General features: G+C 65.7%; 13 protein-coding genes and 1 tRNA gene. 7 read left to right on the forward strand and 7 right to left on the reverse strand.

The annotated features are described in order from the left end of the window. Window positions 1–3: 3 nt before the first annotated feature. Together rbbA and J2T07_RS00310 are read left to right on the forward strand one after the other, a co-directional pair. Complete coding sequence (rbbA, locus tag J2T07_RS00305) at window positions 4–2,751, forward strand: ribosome-associated ATPase/putative transporter RbbA (RefSeq protein WP_306846411.1); 2,748 nt, start codon at window positions 4–6, stop codon at window positions 2,749–2,751. A 2-nt stretch (window positions 2,752–2,753) separates the two neighbouring features. After that, window positions 2,754–3,878, forward strand: a complete 1,125-nt coding sequence (locus J2T07_RS00310) for an ABC transporter permease (protein ID WP_306846413.1) — start codon at window positions 2,754–2,756, stop codon at window positions 3,876–3,878. Between the two features lie 19 nt (window positions 3,879–3,897). On the opposite strand, the gene J2T07_RS00315 is transcribed toward J2T07_RS00310, so the two are convergent. The 3 genes from J2T07_RS00315 to J2T07_RS00325 all read right to left on the reverse strand — a co-directional run bounded on the left by J2T07_RS00315 (window position 3,898) and on the right by J2T07_RS00325 (window position 5,692). Beyond that, complete coding sequence (locus J2T07_RS00315) at window positions 3,898–4,464, reverse strand: HdeD family acid-resistance protein (RefSeq protein ID WP_306846415.1); 567 nt, start codon at window positions 4,462–4,464, stop codon at window positions 3,898–3,900. A 214-nt stretch (window positions 4,465–4,678) separates the two neighbouring features. Next, a tRNA-Ala gene (locus J2T07_RS00320) sits at window positions 4,679–4,754 on the reverse strand. A 50-nt stretch (window positions 4,755–4,804) separates the two neighbouring features. Beyond that, window positions 4,805–5,692 (reverse strand): LysR family transcriptional regulator, encoded by an 888-nt coding sequence (locus J2T07_RS00325; protein WP_306846417.1) that lies wholly within the window; start codon window positions 5,690–5,692, stop codon window positions 4,805–4,807. 146 nt (window positions 5,693–5,838) lie between these two features. Between J2T07_RS00325 and J2T07_RS00330 the strand changes: the two genes are divergently transcribed. Beyond that, window positions 5,839–6,249: a DoxX family protein gene (locus J2T07_RS00330; RefSeq protein ID WP_306846418.1), complete on the forward strand. Its 411-nt coding sequence runs from the start codon at window positions 5,839–5,841 to the stop codon at window positions 6,247–6,249. A 20-nt stretch (window positions 6,250–6,269) separates the two neighbouring features. Then, on the forward strand, window positions 6,270–6,857 hold the full coding sequence (locus J2T07_RS00335; protein ID WP_306846419.1) for an NADPH-dependent F420 reductase: 588 nt from the start codon (window positions 6,270–6,272) through the stop codon (window positions 6,855–6,857). Between the two features lie 61 nt (window positions 6,858–6,918). Here J2T07_RS00335 and J2T07_RS00340 read toward each other — a convergent pair whose 3' ends face one another. Beyond that, window positions 6,919–8,034 carry a ribonuclease D gene (locus tag J2T07_RS00340; protein WP_306846420.1) on the reverse strand — a complete coding sequence of 372 codons (1,116 nt, stop codon included), beginning with the start codon at window positions 8,032–8,034 and terminating at the stop codon, window positions 6,919–6,921. A gap of 110 nt (window positions 8,035–8,144) precedes the next feature. Between J2T07_RS00340 and J2T07_RS00345 the strand changes: the two genes are divergently transcribed. From J2T07_RS00345 to J2T07_RS00355, 3 genes are all read left to right on the forward strand, one after another. After that, entirely contained in the window at window positions 8,145–10,100 is a 1,956-nt protein-coding gene (locus tag J2T07_RS00345) for a formylglycine-generating enzyme family protein (protein ID WP_306846422.1), read from the forward strand. Window positions 10,101–10,169: 69 nt separating this feature from the next. Continuing rightward, the gene (locus tag J2T07_RS00350) at window positions 10,170–10,754 is read left to right on the forward strand and encodes a TetR/AcrR family transcriptional regulator (protein ID WP_306846424.1); all 585 of its coding nucleotides are present in this window, start codon (window positions 10,170–10,172) and stop codon (window positions 10,752–10,754) included. 140 nt (window positions 10,755–10,894) lie between these two features. Continuing rightward, the gene (locus tag J2T07_RS00355; protein WP_306846426.1) at window positions 10,895–11,632 is read left to right on the forward strand and encodes a 3-oxoacyl-ACP reductase family protein; all 738 of its coding nucleotides are present in this window, start codon (window positions 10,895–10,897) and stop codon (window positions 11,630–11,632) included. A 15-nt stretch (window positions 11,633–11,647) separates the two neighbouring features. Here the strand turns inward: J2T07_RS00355 and J2T07_RS00360 are convergent, their stop codons facing one another. The 3 genes from J2T07_RS00360 to J2T07_RS00370 all read right to left on the reverse strand — a co-directional run bounded on the left by J2T07_RS00360 (window position 11,648) and on the right by J2T07_RS00370 (window position 18,216). Further along, window positions 11,648–13,213, reverse strand: a complete 1,566-nt coding sequence (locus J2T07_RS00360; protein ID WP_306847909.1) for a DUF5597 domain-containing protein — start codon at window positions 13,211–13,213, stop codon at window positions 11,648–11,650. Between the two features lie 23 nt (window positions 13,214–13,236). After that, entirely contained in the window at window positions 13,237–16,137 is a 2,901-nt protein-coding gene (locus J2T07_RS00365) for a TonB-dependent receptor domain-containing protein (protein ID WP_306846428.1), read from the reverse strand. Between the two features lie 141 nt (window positions 16,138–16,278). Continuing rightward, window positions 16,279–18,216, reverse strand: coding sequence for a glycoside hydrolase family 127 protein (locus J2T07_RS00370; RefSeq protein WP_306846430.1), 1,938 nt, complete (start codon window positions 18,214–18,216; stop codon window positions 16,279–16,281). Between the last annotated feature and the right edge of the window lie 72 nt (window positions 18,217–18,288).

Here is an 18,288-nt window from a genome sequence, read left to right on the forward strand (position 1 = left end):
CGAATGGAGCAGGCGGCTCCCGCGCCGATGGTGGCCCGATTGCGGGCGGTCGGCCTGCGTTACGGGAAAACGGTCGCGCTCGACGGCATCGACCTCGACGTTCCCGCAGGCTGCATGGTCGGCGTGATCGGCCCCGACGGGGTCGGCAAGTCGAGCCTCCTGGCGCTGCTTGCCGGTGCGCGCGCGATCCAGGCCGGCGAGATCGAGGTCTTGGGGGGAAACATGGCCAGCAAGCGCCACCGTGACGATGTCTGCGCGCGGATCGCCTTCATGCCCCAGGGTCTGGGCCGGAACCTGTATCCCACCTTGTCGGTGGAGGAGAACCTTCAGTTCTTCGGGCGCCTGTTCGGTCACGGAGCCGCCGAACGTCGGCGTCGGATCGATGCGCTCACCGACAGTACGGGATTGCGGGCCTTCCTCGACCGGCCGGCCGGAAAACTGTCGGGAGGCATGCGCCAGAAGCTCGCCTTGTGCTGCGCCTTGATCCACGATCCGGACTTGCTGATCCTCGACGAACCCACGACGGGCGTCGATCCGCTTGCGCGCGTGCAGTTCTGGAACCTGATCGCTCGCTTGAGGCAATCGTCGCCGGGCATGAGCGTGATCGTGGCCACGGCGTACATGGACGAGGCGCAACGCCTCGACCAGTTGGTGGCCATGGACGGAGGGAGGGTATTGGCGAGCGGCACGCCGCAGGCTCTGCTCTCCCGCACCGGCGCGGCTTCCCTGGAGGATGCGTTCATCGAACTTCTCCCCGCGGCACGCAAGCGTGGATGGGCGCCCGTGACGATCCCTCCGCTACCGGCCAGCGCGACGGAGGAGATCGCGATCGAGGCCACCGACTTGACGAAACGCTTCGGCGACTTCGTCGCGGTGGACCACGTCAGCCTGCGCATCCGCCGTGGCGAGATTTTCGGTTTCGTGGGCTCCAACGGATGTGGGAAGACCACGACCATGAAGATGCTCACGGGCCTGCTGCCGGCGAGCGAGGGACGGGCCAGGCTGTTCGGCCGTGAAGTGGACGCCCGCGACTACGCCACGCGCGGACGGGTCGGCTACATGTCGCAATCGTTCTCACTCTACGGCGAACTGACGGTGCGACAGAACCTCATGTTGCACGCGCGCTTGTTCCGCGTGCCCGTGGCGGAACGGGGTGCGCGCGTGGAAGAGATGGAGCAGCGCTTCGACCTGTCCGGGGTACGCGACAGCTTGCCCGATCGTTTGCCGCTGGGTATGCGCCAACGGCTGTCGCTTGCGGTGGCGATGGTGCACCGGCCCGAGCTGCTGATCCTGGACGAACCGACTTCAGGCGTGGATCCCGTGGCACGCGATGGCTTCTGGCGACTCCTGGCCGAGTTGTCACGACGGGATGGAGTCACGATCTTCATCTCGACCCATTTCATGAACGAAGCCGAGCGCTGCGACCGGATATCGATGATGCATGCCGGCAAGGTGCTGGACAGCGACGCGCCGGCATCGTTGGTGAAGAAGCGTGGCGTGGCTACCCTGGAAGATGCCTTCATCAGTTACCTGACCGAAGCGGGCGCCGGTGGTGAGCCGGTCGCGCTACCCGAGGTCTCGAAGGTGGCTTCCGCCGACGTCGGTGGGAAACCGGTGGACAGGCATCGGCGTTTCAGCGTGCAGCGCCTGTTGACCTATGGCTGGCGCGAAGCGCTGGAATTGCGCCGCGATCCCGTGCGGGCCACGCTGGCTCTGGCTGGTTGCGTGATCCTCATGTTCGTCGTCGGTTATGGCATAAGCCTGGATGTCGAGAATCTCCGTTACGCGGTGCTGGATCGCGACCAGAGCGCGTTGAGCCAGAACTATGCGCTGAACCTGGCTGGGTCACGCTACTTCCTGGAGCGACCGCCACTTTCCAGTTACGAGGAGCTTGATCGGCGCATGCGCGACGGCGAGCTGGCACTGGCCATCGAATTGCCGTCGGGCTTCGAACGGGAGGTCCTTCGTGGCGGTCCCGCGCAGGTAGGTGCATGGATCGACGGCGCGATGCCGATGCGCGCCGAAACCGTGCAGGGCTACGTGCAGGGCATGCATCAGCAATGGTTGGACACGCAGGCTCGCATGCGGCTCGGCACGGCGACGGCGGCGGCCGATGTGCAGACACGCTACCGTTATAACCCCGATGTACGCAGCCTTCCGGCGATGGTGCCGGCGGTGATCCCCCTCTTGCTCCTGCTGCTTCCGGCGATGCTGACCGCGCTCGCCGTGGTGCGGGAAAAGGAAACCGGTTCCATCGTCAACCTGCATGTCACCCCGGTGACCCGCACCGAGTTCCTGTTGGGCAAGCAACTGCCTTACGTGGCGCTGGCGATGGTCAACTTCGGGACGATGAGCCTGTTGGCGGTCACCCTCTTCGGTGTTCCTGTCAGCGGCAGTTACGCTTTCCTGCTGCTTTCCGCGTTGGTCTTCAGCATCTGCGCCACCGGCCTGGGCCTGGTGGCCTCCGCCGCCACCCGAAGCCAGATCGCCGCCATGTTCATCACCCTCGTGGGTACCCTCATTCCCGCCATCCAGTTCGGCGGCCTGATCGATCCGGTCAGTTCGTTGAGCGGCATGGGGCGTCTTATCGGCACGATCTATCCCGTCAGCTACATGTTCACCATCAGCCGTGGCGTGTTCAACAAGGGCCTGGGCATCGTCGACCTGTATGGCTCGCTGTGGCCGTTGCTGGTGTCGGCACCGGTGATCGTCGGCGCGGCCGTCGCCCTGCTTCGAAAACAGGACCGGTAGGCATGCCCTCGATCGCCAACATCTTCCGGCTGGGCGTGAAGGAACTGTGGAGCCTGGCCCGGGATCCGATGATGCTCGTGTTGATCGTCTATACGTTCACCGTATCGGTGTACACGGCGGCGACGGCCATGCCGGAAACCCTGCACAACGCCCCCATCGCCATCGTGGACGAGGACGGGTCGCCGTTGTCCGCACGCTTGTCGTCGGCGTTCTACCCGCCCCAGTTCACCAAGCCGGTGCTCATCGGCATGGCCGATGTCGATCCGGGCATGGACGCGGGTCACTACACGTTCGTCCTCGATATCCCGCCGAATTTCCAGCGCGATGTGTTGGCCGGCGACGGTGCCCAACTCCAGTTGAACGTGGACGCGACCCGCATGAGCCAGGCGCTGACCGGAAGTGCCTACGTGCAGCAGATAGCCCTGGGCGAGGTGGACGAGTTCGTGCGCCGGTATCGGGGCCAGAGTGCGCCGCCGGTGGAACTTGCCTTGCGCGCGCGCTTCAATCCGGGGCTGGACAAGAGCTGGTTCGGTGGCCTCATGGAGGTGATCGACAATGTCACGATGCTGTCGATCATCCTCGCCGGTGCCGCGCTCATACGGGAACGCGAGCACGGCACGATCGAACACCTGCTGGTGATGCCGGTGTCGCCGCTTGAAATCATGCTGGCCAAGATATGGTCGATGGGGGCGGTCGTGTTGCTTGCGGCAAGCCTGTCGCTGTACTTCGTCGTTCGTGGACTCCTGCACGTGCCTGTGAGCGGATCGGTGCCGCTGTTCCTGGCAGGGGCCGCGTTATGCGTGTTCGCGACGACGTCGATGGGCATCTTCATGGCGACGCTGGCACGCGGCATGCCGCAGTTCGGCCTGCTGCTGATCCTCACGCTCATTCCATTGCAACTGCTCTCCGGCGGCGTCACGCCCCGTGAAAGCATGCCGCCTTTCGTGCGATTCCTGATGCAGGCGGCGCCGACCACGCATTTCGTCGAACTGGCCCAGGCCATACTGTTTCGCGGCGCAGGCATTCAAACGGTATGGAAGCCATTCCTCGCCCTGCTGGCGATCGGCACGATACTTTTCCTCGTGTCGCTCGCACGTTTTCGCAAGACGGTAGGGCAGACGAACTGACGGCCGTCGCCGCCATGGCCTACACGGCAGCGGAGGTGGCGCTCCCTGCAAGCATGAGTCGCCACAGTCCCGTCACCATCAGCCAGAATCCGGTGAGAAAGCCGATGATGGCGATCGAGTTTCCCGGCCAACCGATCACCAGGAGGATCGCGAGCAGGATCGAGAGCAGGCCATCGAAAAGCACCCAGCCCCAGCCGGCCAGGGGTTTTACAACGAATGCCAGGGCGGAGCGGATGAAGCCTCCGATGAAAAGCAACGTGGCGAACCACAGCGCCAGCGTGGCTGCGCCGACCACTGGCATGACCACGATGATCAGGCCGAGCAGCAGGGTCATGATGCCGGAGAAGAGTTTCCAGCCGAAGCCGGGAACCGGGCGGCTTCGTGCGGCGTACACGATTTCGATCACCCCCACGAGGAGCAGCATGTAGCCGAGGAACCATGCGGTGGCCACGGCCGCCAGCATGGGCATCGCAACAGCGAGCAGGCCGGTGAGGATGAGAAGGACGCCGCAGGCGATCCGCCATCCCCGTCCCGGCGCGGCGCCTTTCGCGGCGGTGGGACCGCCCATGGTTCCAGTGACGTGCATGGCGCTTCTCCTCGGCAGTGGTGTTCGTCGTGCCCTCGCGATATCGGCGGGCTTCGGCGATCGACATTAGAAGAGACCCTGCGGAAGGGGGTTGACCCAGGTCAACTGCCTCGGTGGGTAGGGCCGCTCGACGTGGGGTGGAGCGGCTTTGACGGAGTGCAAACAGAAAAGGCCGCGGACTGACGTCCCGGCCTTTTCGTGACTACCCGATTTTTGGTGGAGCGGAGGAGGATCGAACTCCCGACCTTCGCATTGCGAACGCGACGCTCTCCCAGCTGAGCTACCGCCCCACACGAGCGAGGCATGTTAGCAGGGCTTCCGGCGGTCGCCAAGAGGGGTTTCAGGCGCGCAATTGCGAGAGGAAGGCGCGCGCCATGGGGCCCGGAAGGCTGTCCTTGCGGTAGACCACGTGCATCGGCAGCGTCATGTTGCGCGTGTTGTAGCCCTCGACTTCCAGGGTGACGAGCGATCCCTCGTCGAGCTCGTTCCGCACCATGTGCAACGGCATGTGACCCCAGCCTAGCCCGGCGACGAGGAAGGCGTGCTTGGCGCCCATGTCGGCCAGGCGCCAGGTCAGCGGCGAGAGGACGCCGAAGCTGCGGCCGTCCGATAGCGCGGTGCGGTCGGTGAGAACCAGCTGCACATGTTTCCCGGCCGTGTCCTTGTCGACCTCGCCCTTGATCGCGGCCAGCGGATGCGCCGGTGAGGCGACGGTGGTGAAGGGCAGGTCCAGCAACGGCTCGGCGCGTACCTCGTCCGGTATCAGCGGCAGCGAGCCGACGATGCCGATCCGGCAGGTGCCGTCGATGACCGGCTGTATCACTCCGCCCAGCGCTTCCACGTAGAGCCGTAGGGGTGTGTGCGGGAAGAATTCACGGCAGTAACCGGCGGCGCGGGTGACACCATCCATGGGGTACATCACGTCGATCGCCACCGACAGCTCGGGCTCCAGCCCTTCCTTCATGGAGCGGGCGCGTGCCTTGAAGCCGTCCATGCCGTCGGCGACACCGCGCGCATCGCGGAGCAGGGCGCGTCCGGCTTCCGTCAGCCGCGGGTAGCGCTGGCTGCGATCGAACAAGGTGATGCCCAGTTGGGCCTCCAGGTTCAGCAGCGTCTGGCTGACGACCGACTGCGCGCGACGCAACTTGCGTCCCGCCGCGGAAAAACTGCCTTCCTCCGCGGCGGCGATGAAGGTCCGGAGTTGATCGAGGGTGACGCCGTCGAGCATGTATCGTTTTATCCGATGGATATTATCGAAACATATAGTCTATTCGGATATCGCGCTACCGCCTAACCTTTCCTCGACCGGGGGAGGAGACGGCATCGGCCGCCCGCCCCGCCGGGACATCGCACACTACGTACTCGAGGATCTTTATGAACGGCAACGTCGAAAACCCTGTTCTCAAAAGCACCACCGAACTGGTGGGCCGCCTCCTTCTCGTCGGGCTGTTCCTGCTCTCCGGATTCGGCAAGATCACGGCCTATACCGCCACCGCCGGCTACATGACCGCGATGGGCGTACCGCCCGCCGTACTGCCCCTGGTGATCGCGATCGAGGTTCTGGGTGGACTCGCCATCCTGCTGGGTTGGAAGACCCGCATCGTCGCCGTCCTGCTGGCCGGGTTCACCCTGCTCACCGGGGTCGTCTTCCATCACGACTTCGCCGACCAGATCCAGATGATCATGTTCATGAAGAACGTCTCCATCGCGGGCGCCTTCCTCCTGCTCGCCGCCAACGGTGCCGGCCGGTTCAGTCTCGACGCCCGCACGCGTCGTCTTTCCTAAGCGAATCCAGAGGCACGGCCATGAACTACGCCATCATCGGGTCGGGCGCCATCGGCGGCGCCCTTGCCACCCAGTTCGCCCGCAGCGGCATTGCCGCCGTCATCGCCAACCGCAGGGGCCCGGATTCATTCCACGAAGACTTCACCACGCGGGTCACGCCGGTCGATATCGGTCGCGCGCTCGAAGCCGACATCGTGATCCTTGCCGTGCCCTTCGACGCGGTGGCCGACGTCGCGGCGCTGCGCGCCGACTGGACGGGAAAGATCGTGGTCGACGCCACCAATGCCATCGAGTTTCCGGCCTTCAGACCACGTGACCTCGGCGGCCGTCCGTCCACGGCCATCGTGCAGACGTCGTTTCCTGGCGCGCAGGTGGTCAAGGCGTTCAATACCTTGCCCGCGCCCGTACTTGCCGAGGACCCGCGGCGAGATGGAGGTAGCCGGGTGCTCTTCGTTTCAGGGGATCATGCCGGGGCGAACGGCACCGTGGCCTCGCTGGTCGCCTCGCTGGGATTCAGCCCGATTGTCCTCGGCACGATCGCCGAAGGCGGATTGCTGCAGCAATTCGGTGGCGCGCTGATGGTGCAGGACCTGTTGAAGCGGCGCTGAGAAGGGGCTGGAGGAAGGAGATCCGCCGGGCGTTACGAGAATGGCGCCGGCGGTTTTTTCGTTACGGCAGAAGCGCCGACAGGCGTTCGAAGAGGATCTCGCGGCGCCAGCCTTCCAAAGCTTCGGGCCATGCGCCGGTCATCACGAATTCCTCCATCGAGCGACGCGCGCATAGCAGGCCCGGGGGAATGTCGAGTTGCGTGGCGAGCGTGTCGACGGCGCTACGCATCTCGTTGATGGCTCGCTTCGACTCACCCAAGGGATGGCCGACGACAGGGGCCGTGGCGGCGACTTCGTCGGTATCCACCGGACGTCGCAGGAGCTCGAACAGTTCCTGCCGCTGCGCGGAACGCAGGGCACGGGTGCCGCGGGTTCGTTCGTCGAGGTTTGCCTGCGTGCCGGGGATGCTGCCGGCGAGGTCGAGCGCCTGGACATCCTCCAGGAGCCACGAGCGCGGCTTGTCCAGTTCGCGCGCCGTGGTTTCGCGCCAGCGCAGCACGCGGCGGAGCAGGGCTTGTTTCTCCGCTGGCCATTCGCTGGCCGCCTTGAACCCGCGTTGTGGTTGCGGATCGCCTTCGCGGTGGCTTGCACGGCGCTTCATGCGCGCGCAATCCTCGGCATGCCAGCCGGTGCGGCCGCGCTCGTCCAGGCGCTCGGCCAGGATGGCGTGCACGGGGTGCAGGTGGACGACATCCAGCGCGGCGTAGAGTTTCTGCGATTCGGTGAGCGGACGCTGCAGCCAGTCGCTGCGGGTTTCGCCCTTGTCGAGTTCGGCGCCGACCAACTCGGCCACCAGCGCGCGGTAACTGATGCCCAGGCCCATGCCGACGAAGGCGGCCGCGATTTGCGTGTCGAACAACGTATGCGGGCCATCCGGCAGGCATGGCGACATCGCTTCCAGGTCTTCGCCCGCGCTGTGCATCACGGTGACCACGGGCTGCGTCGCGAAAGTCGGCGTCAGGGCATCGGCCAGGGGTACGGCGAGGGGGTCGATCAACGCGTATCGCCCGTCGTGGGCGAGCTGGAGCAATGCCAGTTGGGGATAGAAGGTATTGCGCCGCATGAATTCCGTGTCCAGCCCGACGACGGCGGCGGGGCCGATAGGGGCGATCCAGGCATCCAGCGCCTCGCGGCGGTCGATCCAGGGGGCGTCGGGAGCGAGTTCGCTCGATGTCATGCAGGCGTCCTTGTTGAACTTGGGAGCGCGCCGACGTTCGTGTTGCCCTGCCGCGCGCGATTCCCTAAGGTGGCAGCGCACGATAGCAGGCCTGCACGGAACCGCCCACCATGCCGAATAACGAGACCGTCCGCCGACAGCGCGCCATTGGCGGCGCGTTGGGCGTCGCCGTGCTCGCGTTCGCGCTGTTCTACCATTTCTTCCCGCAGGCCCTGCACGTCCGGCCCACGCAGAACACCTCGCGCTCGCCGCTGCGCGGGCAGCCCACCGTGATGGGCTTCGACCAGCGTCCGCAAGCCGCGCCGCCGGCGGTGGTGTCCGAGATCGACGCCGGGCCACCGATCATGCTCGCCCCGGCCTCGGTGATCGCCGCACGCCGCCGCGAGAAGACCAACGAGATCGAGCTGCCCGCGCAGAAGACGCCGGATTCGCCGGAACTCACGGCCTTGCTCGATCGAGCCGACAAGGCGTTGGCGGTCGATCGGCTGGTGGGCGGCAAGGACAGTGCCGCCGTGCTCTTCACCAGTGCGCTCAAGGAAAAGGCGGATAGCCAGCGCGCCCTGGAGGGCATGAACGAGGTGCGCGCGCGCCTCGCCGCGGAGATCGAGCAGGACATCGCCCTGGGCGACGCCGACGCCGCGCGTGAATCGCTGGCGGCGCTCAAGTCGCTTCCGTCCAGCGCCAAGGATGCCGCGCCCTTGCAGCAGAAACTGGCCGTGCTCGACAAGGTCCGCCCGCTGCTCGGCAAGGCTGCCACCCAGCTGCAGGAGGGGAAGGCCAGCCAGCCACGCGGCGACAGCGCACTGGATACCTATCGCGACGTGCTCCAGATCGATCCGGAGAACGCGGTGGCCGAGCAGGGCATCACCACCGTGCAACGCAGCGTGTTGGACAAGGCACTGGCGGCTGTCGCGCAGAACGACTTCGCCGCCGTCGACGCGGCGCTGGCGGAGGCCGCCACCATCGCGCCGGAGTCGCAGGCGTTGCAGGACACGCGTGGGCGCATCGAGGGCATGCGCCGGCAGAGCGCCACGGCGATGCTCGCGCAGGCCCGTTCGGCCCTCGATGCCGGCAATATCGACCTCGCCCAGCAACTGGCGGCCAAGGCGCAACAGGTGAGTCCCGACCTGGCCGGGATCGATGACTTCAACGAGCGGGTGACCAACGCGAAGCTCTATTCCAGTTACAAGCCGGGCCAGGTGTTCGCAGACCGTTTCATCGATTCCACGGGGCAGGCGCCGGCGATGGTCGTGGTTCCCACCGGCAAGTTCCTCATGGGCTCGCCCGATGGCGAGACCGGGCACGACGCCGACGAGGCGCCCGTGCACGAGGTACGGGTCGACAAGGGTTTCGCCATGGCGCGCAGCAGCGTCACCATCGGCCAGTTCCGCGATTTCGTGCGTTCGTCCGGCTATGTGCCGCAGTCGCAGTCGATGGGCGGCGGTAGCGTGTACGACGAGCAGAGCGGCGGACTTCGCGACGACCCCTCGGTCACCTGGCAGGACGACTACGCGGGCAAGCCGGGACAGGAACGGCTGCCCGTGATCAACGTATCGTGGAACGACGCCAAGGCGTACGCCGACTGGCTCTCGCAGCGCACGGGCAAGAAGTACCGCCTGCCGAGCGAGGCGGAATTCGAATACTCACTGCGCGCCGGCAGCACCACCCGCTACTGGTGGGGCGACGGCAATCCCGGCTCGCGTGTCGAAAACCTCACCGGCGGCAACGACCGCTCCGGGTCGGGCCGGCGCTGGAGCAACGCGTTCTCGGGTTACAAGGATGGCTATTGGGGACCGGCGCCGGTGATGAGCTTCACGCCCAATCCCTTCGGTCTCTACGACATGGGCGGCAATGTCTCGGAATGGGTGGCGGATTGCTGGCATGACAACTACGTCCGCGCGCCACGCACGGCCGAGGCCTGGGTCAACCCCGGTTGCAGCCGCCGCGTGATTCGTGGCGGTTCCTGGGGCAGTGCCCCGGACATGGTCCGCTCCGCGTACCGCCAGGGAGCATCGGCCGACCTGCGCAACGCCCGCGTCGGTTTCAGGATCGTCCGCGAACTTTGAGCCGTGACGTGCCGGTGCCTGGGCGGGATGGTATTCTTTGTGGACTCTTCGTTCCAGAAAGGGCCTCGCATGGCGCGTCCACGTGAATTCGACCGGGATACGGCCCTGCAACGGGCCATCGAGACCTTCGCCATGCACGGTTTCGAAGGCACGACCACGCCCATGCTGCTGTCCGCGATGAAGATCGGGCGTCAAAGCCTTTACGACACCTTCGGCGACAAGCGGAAGCTGTATCTCGAGGCGCTGCGCCGTTACTCGGAAGACAGCGTCGGAGCCACGCTTTCGGCGATGTTCGCCAGTGACTCGGTGCTCGACGGTATCGAGCAGGCGCTGCTTCGTTTCGCCAAGGAGGCGACGACGGGTACCGGACAGGCCTGCCTCGGCATCCATGCGGTAACCGAGTTCGGTACCACCGCTTCGGATGTGGCGGCGGTGACGGCGGATGTGACGGCGCGAACGCTGCTCGCGTTCGAAAGCAGGATTCGCGACGGCATCGCCCGTGGCGAACTGGCGACGGGACTGGACCCCTCGGACGCGGCGCATTTCCTCCTTGCGACCCTGTCGGGTCTCAAGGTGGCGGCGCGGGGCGGCGCATCTTTCGAGGTCTTGCGGGGGATCGTCAGGGTAGCGCTGGGCGCGCTGGCGACCCGCTAAAATAGTGGACTGATAAGTCAAGTATTTGATAGGCTACGCAGCACGCGCCCTAACAGGCGCGCGAATGTAGCTTGAGCAGGGGCTGTGGCCCCTTCTTTTCCCTTCATTTATTGACTAATCATTCCATAACGAGGTACGTCATGACCATCCAGGTTCTCGAAGGCAGGTCCGCGTTCGTCACGGGCGGTTCCCGTGGCATCGGCGCCGGCATCGTCCGCTCGCTAGCGGCGGCAGGTGCCCATGTGACATTCACGTATGCCCGTTCGCCGGACGCCGCCCAGGCGCTGGTGGACGAAGTGCGCGCGACGGGCGGCAAGGCCGAAGCCGTTCGTGCCGATAGCGCCGATGAAGCGTCGCTCGTCGGCGCGATCGACGACGCGGCCAAGGCGACCGGCGGCCTCGACATCCTGGTGAACAATGCGGGCGTGCTCGTGTACGCCACGCTCGACGACACCTCGCTGGCCGACTTCGACCGGCTGTTCGCGATCAACGTGCGCTCGGTCTTCATCGCCACGAAGGCGGCGGCGGCCCATTTGCGCAACGGAGGCAGCATCGTCAACGTCGGCAGCGTTTCGGCCGATCGCGCCGGCCTGCCGGGGGCCTCGATCTACGGCGCGTCGAAAGGCGCCATCCAGGCCATGACGCGTGGACTGGCCCGCGACCTGGGCCCGCGCGGCATCACGGTGAACAACGTGCAGCCCGGACCGATCGCCACCGACATGTCGGCTGGCCACGAGGACATGCTGATCCCGATGCTTCCGGTGGGCCGTCTCGGTAAGCCGATGGAAGTGGGCGCGCTCGTGGCCTATCTCGCCGGTCCGCAAGCGCGTTACATCAACGGTGCCAGCTTCACCATCGACGGTGGTTTCCTGAGCTGAGGCGCGCGGTCCGGCTCAGTAGCTACCGAGCCGGACCTTGAGGAGCACGGGCTTGTCCGTGAAGTTGAGCCCGTAGTCGGTCTCGTCGCCGTTCCACCAGCGGATCGATTTCCACCGGCCCTCGACATAGCTGCCTTCCTCCACGCGCAGCAGCTGGCCGCGACGTCCGTCCGCATGGTCGCGGCCGAACTCGACGCGTGCGTCGAAGCCGGCCACCAGGTACTCGTCCGCGCCGAGCGGCACGAAGAGCACGTGCCCGGTCGCGTCGGGCGTGCCCGGCAGTTCAGCGGGCGCATCGCCCCAGCGGGGTGCCCCGTAGGAGACATCGGCGTGCCAGTGGTTATCCAGTTCGATGGTTCGCTTCGGCTGCCCGCGTTGTTCCACGGAAGCACGCAGCGTACCCCGATAGGCGGCGGCCGCGACCTGCTCATTGATCGAGTCCACGAGCGCGAAATTGCGCGCATGCGCCTGGGTGGCCTTGCGGCGCTCCGGTGTGTCGGGATCGTTGTCGACGCCGAAGACGGAGAAGCCGACGCCGCCGTTCGCCAGCACATGGAACAGGTAGGGCGCGTTGCCGGCGTCGTAGCCGGTCTCGGAGATCCATGGCGGATTGTCGGCGCGCGTGTACTGGCCCACCACCTTGGTGAACTCGTTGTAGTCGGTGCTGTAGAGGTCGGTGCCGATGAGGTCGATGTGCGGTGCGCTGGCTCTCCACAGGTCCAGGACGTTCCACGTGGCGCCGCCACTGGGATAATCGTTCCCGGGAAGGTGCTTGCCCTTGTAGCGCAGCCAGGTGTTGACGTACATCGGCAGCGGATACGCTGCCTTGCCGGCAGCCGCCACCTGGTCGATGTATCGCGCGATCCCATAGGCGTTGAACTGCTCGTCGGCGTCCGCCCCGAATACGTCCGTCCATGTCTTGCCGGCCGGCTTGCCGAGCGCCTTCGCCAGGTCGGAGGGCACGTTTCCAAGGAAGGCTTCTTCGGCGGCGGGCGAGTGGTCGCGAACCGTGCCGATGGTGCCCGGCTCGTTTTCCACCTGCACCATGATCACGGTATGGCGATCGCCATCGATGCGCTCGATATGCGCCATCAACGCGGCGAACGCGGCCTTGTCGGCTTCCAGGTTGGAGGTGGCGTGGGTCGAGAGGTCGTCGACCGGCTGGCCGTGCTCGTCCAGCACGCGCGGGTAGCGGGCGGGATCGGACTTGATCCATTCCGGAACGTAATGCATCTGTCCGTTCTTCCAGCTGCCGAACCACAAGATGACCAGGCGCAGTCCGTGTTCCCGTGCGCCTTCGACCAGCGCGTCGACGTGGCGGGTGTCGAAGCGGCCCCGGGCCGGTTCGAACTGTTCCCAGTAGACCGGCGCTTCCAGCGTGTTCGGATGGAGGGCCAGCACGTCGTTCCATACGCCCGGCAGCATGGCTGGCCAGGCGCTGGAATTGTGCAACTGGGCCGCGAGCACCGTGTAGGGCCGGCCGTCCACGAGCAGGGCGTGGCGGCCCTGCTCGTGGACGACCCTCGGCAGGGACGTGGCGGCGCGCGCCGCCGACGACGCGGCGACGGCCAACCACAGCATCGCGACCAGGAAAAGCAACCGCCTCAAAACGACACCGTCGCGCGCATCCAGTAGAAGCGGCCCAGCAAGTCGTAAGTGGCCACGTCGGTATTCGCGTTGGTCGTGTTGTTCGCGTAGTACAACGGCGGCTGCTTGTCGGTGAGGTTGTCCACGCCCAGCTCCAGCTTCGTGTGCCAGGATTCGACGTTATAGCCCACCTGCACGTTGTGGTAGACGTACGCGCCGATCTTGCGCTCGACACCGGCCTGGTCGTAGTCGGCGGAGAGTCCCTGGCGGAGATCCGCGTTGCCGATCTGGCTGCGGCCCACGTAGCGCAGGCGCCACGATGCGCTCCAGTCGCCCCGGGACCAGTTCAACGTGCCCAGTGCGCGCCAGCGGGGGAAGTTGCCATAGCTGTAGGTGAAGATGCCCGCGTTATGGATCACGACCGAGCTGGGATCGGTGGTGTCGGGATTGATGTCGTAACGCTTCATGTAGGTGCCGTTGAGGCTGGCGGTGAAGCGTCCGTAGCGGGTCTCGGGCAGACGATAGGTCGCGGCGAAGTCGGTACCGGCGGCCCAGAGCTTGCCCAGGTTCACGGTGGGCTCGGCCACGTAGTTGATCGTGCCGTTGCCATTGCGATGGATCAGTGCGCAGAAGGCGCTGGAGGGATTGGCATAGCACTGGTTGAGCACGGTCTGCGCGGAAACCGTGGAGATCGTGTCCTTCAGGTTGATCTTCCAGCTGTCGACGCTGAACGACAGGCCTTCCAGCCAGTGTGGGTCGTAGACCAGGCCGATGTCGTATGAACGGCCCGTCTCCGGTTTCAGCTGGTAGCCGGCCACTTCCGATCCGGACGCCTTGCCCGATATCTGGCCATCCGCCTGGCGATAGCTGCCATCGGTGGGCACGTTGGCACAGGCGACATCGTGACCGCCGGTGTAGCCGTTGCAGGGATCGTTCACCGTGGCGGCGTCGCCGGCCACGCCCGCATAGAGTTCACTGGTGTTCGGTGCGCGGAACACCTCCGACACCGTGCCGCGCAGGAGCAGGTCTTCCACGGGACGCCATTCCAGCGACACCTTGCTGTTCGTGCTGCTGCCCACGGTGCTGTAGTCGGACCAGCGCGTGCCCACGGTGAGGTTGAGCGAGCGCACGCCGGGCAGGTTGGCCAGCAAGGGGATCAGGGTTTCGGCGTAGGCCTCCTTCACGTTGAAGCGTCCGGCCAGGGTGGATGCGCAATACTCGATGACGCCGCAAAGGCCGTTTTCGTCCGCTGTCCACAAGGGATCGGCGCTCGTGGACGTGCTCTCCTTGCGATACGACAGCCCCGTGGCGAGGCTCACCGTGCCCGCCGGAAGGTCGAACAGGTCGCCGTTGGCGTTGGCCTCCAGCTGTTTCACGGTGTAGACGCTGCCCACCGAGGGATTCACCACCATCGATTGCAGGTTGGACAGGCCGGATGGATCGTTGATGTTGAAGATGTTCAGTGGCGTGCAGCCGGCGATCGCGTTGCCGGCCGTGCCGCAACGCACCGTGCCATCCGTATCCATGAAGGATGGGCCGACAGCCTGGTTGAACTTCGCGTAATCGAGGAATCCATAGTTGATCGAATCCTGTCGCACGCGCCCATAGTTGATCGAGGTGTCCCATTGCCATGAGCTGTCGCCGAAACTTCCGCGCAGGCCGGGATTCACCTGGAGGTTGTACGTGTTGTATTGGTATCGCCGGTTGCCCAGCACGGTGAGGCGCGTATTCAGGTCGTTGGTGGACGTACCCGTGCCGCGGTCGGTGCCGAAGTCCACGCCGAAGGGGTTGTAATAGCTGCTGGCCGAAGCGAGGAAGTTGTCGCCATTGGCGAAGATCGGTATCGGGGCGATCACCGACGAGGATTTCGTCTTGCTGAAATAGCTGTTGACGTAGGCCTGTACGTAGTCGTTGAACTTGTAGTGGCCGAGCAGGAACGCGTTGGTACGCTTCTGCGGTGTTTGCAGCAGGTTATATGGCTGGTAGTTGTACGAGTCCGAGCCGGTGTAGCAATGGAAATCGCCCGGGCCCGTGGCGCCGGTCACGCCGGGGTTGAGGGTGACGCGCGAGCAGCCGTTCGTGCCGGCCAACGCCTTGGAGGCGGCCGAACCGTCGTTGAAGTTGACCGAGCCGGTCGGCGTGGCCGACGAGCCTTGTTTCACCGGGGCGCCGTCGATCAGGTACAGGGCGTCCTTGGAGTAATTGCGCGCATCGGCCGAGACGGCGTCGATGTCGCTGTAGGACAGGCCGGCGATCACGCCGTAGTCCTTGCCGGTATGGCCGGCGGTCAACGAGAAGTTCCGGCGATTGCCGTCGCTGCGCTTGCTGGTGCCGAAGTCGCTGGAGATCTGTACTCCGTCGAAATGGTCGCGCAGGATGAAGTTGACCACGCCCCCGATCGCATCGGAACCGTAGATCGCGGAAGCACCGTCGCTGAGCACCTCGATGCGATCGATCATGTTCGCCGGAATGGCGTTCACGTCGTTGTACGCGAGGCGGATGCCGTTGACGAGCACGAGGGTGCGTTTCTCGCCGAGGCCACGCAGCGAGACGGTGGAGGCGCCCGTGCCGCCGCCGTTGTTGGTGTTGGGATTGGTGGCGTTGCCCGCGATCGAGGGCAGTTCCTGTACCAGGTCGCCGAGCGTGGCCTTGCCGGTGGCCTCGATGGCCGCGCGATCGAGGGTGACCACGGGGTTGGCCGTCTCCACGTCCACGCGGCGGATGCGCGAACCGGTGACGGTGATGCCTTCCAGGTCCTTGGCCTTGCTCGCTTCAGCGGCGTCGCCGCCGGCAGCGTCCTGCGCGTGCAGTGTTCCGGCACCGCTGATGAGACCGATGAGGAGGGTTGCACGTACGGCGTGACCCAGCACGTGGCGGCGGGGCGTGTGGTCGGGCGAATCGCTGTGGCGCTGGTGCATGGCTTCCCTCGTTGACGGTGGGCGTACGAAAGACGGGCGAGTTCGCTCGGCGCTCGGCATGGGACCGATCGCTCAGGGGCGCGGCGGGACCGCGGCCTCGGGAGTTGGAACGCGATCGCGCGGCTGCGCGATCGCAGGGGCTCAGCTCGTGCCGTCGGCAGGCATGTCGGCCTGCCAATAGACGGCGTAGCGTTCACCCTGGATCTGGTGAAGCGGGATCACGGACAGCATGCCGTCGCGCGTGTTCGCGCGGAACGTCAGCGGCTCGTCGGCCGGCGTCAGCCAGTCGAGTCGGTCCGGTCCGTCCATGGCGATGCGGGGTGCGGCTTGGGCTTTCGGTTCGGGCGATGGGCTCGCGTCGTACTTGCCGTACTGCTGGTCGTGCGTCAGCCCCTTGCCGCCGAGCCGGGCGGCGAGCACCAGCGGACCGTAGAGCACGGCCTGGAGGCTGTCGTCGCCCGGCAACGGCATGGCATGCAGGCGCATCGGCAGGGTGATGGTGAGGCGATCGCCGGTTTGCCAGTGGCGCTTGAGGGTCAGGTAGCTTCCCGGCGAGGCGAACACATCCAGTGGCGTGCCGTTCAACGCAACGCTGGCGCCTGGCGCGACCCAGGAAGGAATGCGCAGATTCACCGTCAGTTCGCGAGGATCGTCGAGCGTGAACTCGAACGCGCTGGAGGGTTCCTTCGGGAACTCGGTGCGTTGGACCACGCGCAAGCCGCGTTCGGGCCAGCGCAGTTCCGAGGCGATGTAGAGGTTCACGTGCAGTTCGTCGCCGTCATGCGCGTAGATGGCGTCGTTGAAGCGGGCGAATTCCTCGGCGCCGGACCCGGTGCAGCACCAGAACGAATCGGTGGGCGAGTTGTAGAACTTCGCGCCGCCCGGCTGCAGCGAGTAGTAGTAGAGCTTCATGCCCTTGGCATCCTGGGTGCCAAGGCGTGCGTTGTAGAGCGTGCGCTCGTAATAGTCGAACGCACGCGGATCGCCATTCCACGCGTAGACATGGCGGGTCAGCTTCAACAGGTTGTAGGCGACGCAGCACTCGGCGGCATACAGTCCGAGTTGGCCCTTGAGGTCGCCGGGGCCGGTCTTCCAGAATTCGTCGTTGCTGGAACCGCCGGTGGCATAACATCGGTTCTGCGTCACCGTTTCCCAGAAATACTCGGCGATGCGGCGATAACGGGGTTCGCCCGTCAGTTCGTAGCGGCGCGCGGCGCCGAGAATCTTCGGGATCTGCGTGTTGCTATGCAGACCCTTCAACTCGTCGCGGTGCGCGGCCAGCGGCTCGAAAAGCGATGCCTGGTCGAAACGATGCGCGGCATCCAGGTAACGGCTGTTGCCGGTGATGGCATACAGGTCGTACATCGACTCGTTCATGCCGCCGTATTCGGTCTTCAGGATGTGCGCGATCTCCGTATCGGAGAACCCGTTCAGCCAGCGCACGGTCCAGTTGCCGATACCGGTGGCGACATCCAGCGCCTGGCGGTTGCCGGCGAGCCGGTACATGTCGAGCATGCCGGCCTGGATCTTGTGGATGGTGTAGAACGGCGCCCAGACCTTTTCGCCGCGGCTCAGGCGGTCGAAGAAGCTTTCGGGGAACGCGCTGAGGTAACCGTTGGATCGTTGGCAGGAAGCGAGGATGCCAACCAGTTCATCGCCACGCGCTTTCAGGACGGCATCGCCCTGGGCGGCCCACGCCAACGCCGCCGCGGAAAGGTAATGGCCGCCACTGAAGTGGCCACGCAGTTCGCAGTCGGGTTTCTCCCAGCCACCGAGCGGGGCGGCGTTGGTCGGCTTGCCGGCTTGCACGAGGAAGGCCCGCGCGAGCCGGTCCACCGGCAGGCTGTGCAGGTAGTCCAGGTTGATCGTGGCGGCGCGGCGGAAATCGCTGTCCAGGAGTGTCACACGGTCGAGCGCGAAGGCTTGCATCCGGTTGACAGGCTTGTCGCGCACGGCGGCGGTCGCGGTGCCGGCCGGATCGGCGGTGTCGAAGGCGCGCAACGGCGTCGCCAACAGGGCGCCGGCAAGCGTGGATGCGCTCGCCTTCAGGAAACGCCTTCTCCGATCGACACCTTGCATGCTTCTCCCCAACGTGATGACGCACATCCCCCGATGCGCGCTTTCATCGTGCGGTCACACGACCGTGCTGTC

It is taken from the genome of Luteibacter jiangsuensis, from assembly GCF_030812295.1.
GTDB classification, from domain to species: Bacteria; Pseudomonadota; Gammaproteobacteria; order Xanthomonadales; family Rhodanobacteraceae; genus Luteibacter; species Luteibacter jiangsuensis_A.

Coding starts and splice junctions, on each gene's coding strand:
- J2T07_RS00335 (WP_306846419.1), top strand. CDS start 6,270: ATGAACTACGCCATCATCGGGTCGGGCGCCATCGGCGGCGCCCTTGCC.
- J2T07_RS00325 (WP_306846417.1), bottom strand. CDS start 5,692: ATGCTCGACGGCGTCACCCTCGATCAACTCCGGACCTTCATCGCCGCC.
- J2T07_RS00360 (WP_306847909.1), bottom strand. CDS start 13,213: ATGCTGTGGTTGGCCGTCGCCGCGTCGTCGGCGGCGCGCGCCGCCACG.
- J2T07_RS00315 (WP_306846415.1), bottom strand. CDS start 4,464: ATGCACGTCACTGGAACCATGGGCGGTCCCACCGCCGCGAAAGGCGCC.
- J2T07_RS00330 (WP_306846418.1), top strand. CDS start 5,839: ATGAACGGCAACGTCGAAAACCCTGTTCTCAAAAGCACCACCGAACTG.
- J2T07_RS00350 (WP_306846424.1), top strand. CDS start 10,170: ATGGCGCGTCCACGTGAATTCGACCGGGATACGGCCCTGCAACGGGCC.
- rbbA (WP_306846411.1), top strand. CDS start 4: ATGGAGCAGGCGGCTCCCGCGCCGATGGTGGCCCGATTGCGGGCGGTC.
- J2T07_RS00370 (WP_306846430.1), bottom strand. CDS start 18,216: ATGCAAGGTGTCGATCGGAGAAGGCGTTTCCTGAAGGCGAGCGCATCC.
- J2T07_RS00310 (WP_306846413.1), top strand. CDS start 2,754: ATGCCCTCGATCGCCAACATCTTCCGGCTGGGCGTGAAGGAACTGTGG.
- J2T07_RS00355 (WP_306846426.1), top strand. CDS start 10,895: ATGACCATCCAGGTTCTCGAAGGCAGGTCCGCGTTCGTCACGGGCGGT.
- J2T07_RS00365 (WP_306846428.1), bottom strand. CDS start 16,137: ATGCACCAGCGCCACAGCGATTCGCCCGACCACACGCCCCGCCGCCAC.
- J2T07_RS00345 (WP_306846422.1), top strand. CDS start 8,145: ATGCCGAATAACGAGACCGTCCGCCGACAGCGCGCCATTGGCGGCGCG.
- J2T07_RS00340 (WP_306846420.1), bottom strand. CDS start 8,034: ATGACATCGAGCGAACTCGCTCCCGACGCCCCCTGGATCGACCGCCGC.